Source organism: Ruegeria sp. AB5 (genome assembly GCF_056542645.1).
This window is the reverse complement of record NZ_JBQGAE010000064.1, coordinates 1-1,253: the sequence shown is the minus strand read 5'-3', so window position 1 is coordinate 1,253 and position 1,253 is coordinate 1. Positions and strand designations below refer to the sequence as shown.

General features: G+C 57.7%; 1 protein-coding gene. It reads right to left on the bottom strand.

Annotation, left to right across the window (positions count from 1 at the left end):
• Nucleotides 1–175: 175 nt before the first annotated feature.
• Nucleotides 176–1,195: an IS110 family RNA-guided transposase gene (locus tag ACR0L4_RS23605; protein ID WP_480515639.1), complete on the bottom strand. Its 1,020-nt coding sequence runs from the start codon at nucleotides 1,193–1,195 to the stop codon at nucleotides 176–178.
• Between the last annotated feature and the right edge of the window lie 58 nt (nucleotides 1,196–1,253).

Genomic DNA, 1,253 nt, shown 5'->3' with positions numbered 1-1,253 from the left:
GGCCTGTTTGCGCAGCGCACGCGGCTGCTGGCCCTGATGGTTTCCGCTGACCAAGTCCCAAACGGCAATACGGACAACATGGTGTCCCAGACATTCGACGGGGTGTCTTGGTTGGCGGGCTGACATTGCTCCATCGTCTCAATGGTCTTGCGTCTCTGGTGTTCCTCTGCTTCGATTATGCGGTGTGGGGTCGGTAGCGTTCATTTCGCGTCAGGACCGCCCAGACAATCCTCGCCGTTTTGTTTGCCATCGCCACCGTCGCCAGCCTTGGTGACTTGCGTTCCAGTAGGGCGATAGCCCATGGATCCGCGCGGTCCGGATTATCCTTCATATGTCTAAGGCGTGCCGTCATGCCTGCTACCAATAAGCGTCTGACGTATCTGTCGCCCATTTTTGAGATGCGCCCCAGACGCTCTTTGCCACCACTTGATCGGTTGATAGGCGTCAATCCCAACCAGGCAGCAAACTCTCGCCCATTGCGGAATTGATGTCCGTCGCCCGCTGTAGCGACGATGGCTGAGGCGGTCACAGGGCCGACCCCGGGAATGGTTCGCAGCAGCATGACTTGGCGGTTTCTTCGACCCTCAAGCAGGATGCGTTTGTCGTACCAGAGAATGCGGAGATGCAGCGCGACCATCTGGTTGCACAGGTTCGTCAACACATCGATGGCGACATTGGGAATGCTCGGCAGGTCTCCGTCCAGCACCGCCTTTGAAAACTTCACGGCTCTACCAACCCCTTGCGCGATCACGATCCCGAACTCGCCCAACAGTCCGCGCAACATGTTACTGAGCTGGGTCCGCTGACGCACGACCATGTCTCGGGCACGGTGGAGGAACAGGACACCCTGCTGTTCTTCAGTTTTGATCGCCACGAAACGCATCGTAGGGCGCGTGACCGCTTCACAGATCGCCTCTGCATCGATGGCGTCGGACTTGCCGCGTTTGACACAGGCCTTCACATACATTGCAGGCATCAGACGGACTTCATGGCCGAGCTTCTGGAATTGCCGCGCCCAGTGGTGGCTCGATCCACAGGCTTCCATACCAATGAGGCACGGTTCAAGGCTCTCGAAAAACTGCAAAAGCTGCGCCCGCCTGAGCGACTTGTTGAACGCGACAGTCCCATCCTCGGCAATCCCGTGCACCTGAAAGATGTTTTTGGCCAGATCTAGGCCAACTGTTGTAACCTGCATTGGGTGGCTCCTTTCCTAGCAGTCGATGACAACTGCAGTATGGCGCATTGTGACGCCG